This window comes from Galbibacter kalidii (assembly GCF_026241135.1).
GTDB lineage: Bacteria > Bacteroidota > Bacteroidia > Flavobacteriales > Flavobacteriaceae > Galbibacter.
This window is the reverse complement of the sequence record NZ_JAPFGA010000089.1, coordinates 1-590: the sequence shown is the minus strand read 5'-3', so window position 1 is coordinate 590 and position 590 is coordinate 1. Positions and strand designations below refer to the sequence as shown.

Genomic DNA, 590 nt, shown 5'->3' with positions numbered 1-590 from the left:
ATGACATCGTCATCGGGTTCGACAAACGATACGATGCCCGGCGCTTCCGTATAGCCATGCAGCGCAGACTGAGGGAGTTCGGACTCACGGTTCACCCGGAGAAAACCCGTCTGATGGAGTTCGGCCGCTTCGCTGCCGAAAACCGTGCCATCAGGGGAAAAGGCAAACCAGAAACGTTCAACTTCCTCGGGTTCACGCACATCAGCGGGAAAGATCGCAACGGCAGGTTCATGCTGATACGAAAGACCCGCCGGGATCGGATGACGGCAACTCTGAAAGCCATCAAAGACGGTCTGCGAAGGCGCTGGCATTACTCAATCCCCGAACAGGGAAAATGGCTCAGGAGAGTGGTTCAGGGATACCTGAACTATCACTCGGTACCGGGCAACTTCCCCACCATGCAGAAGTTCAGGACACACGTAACAAACCTCTGGCGCCGGGCGCTCAGGCGCAGGAGCCAGAAGGATGATACGACCTGGACGAAAGCAAACAAACTGGCAGCCGCATGGCTACCAAGGGTTCGGGTTCTTCATCCATGGCCTGTGGAGCGGTTCACCGCCAGACACCCGAGGCAGGAGCCCGGTGCGTAA

At 57.5% G+C, this 590-nt stretch carries 1 protein-coding gene; it reads left to right on the top strand.

Features of this window, described 5'->3' with window-relative positions:
* On the top strand, positions 1–590 hold a 590-nt coding region (locus OOZ15_RS20005), incomplete at its 5' end, for a hypothetical protein (RefSeq protein ID WP_323053974.1).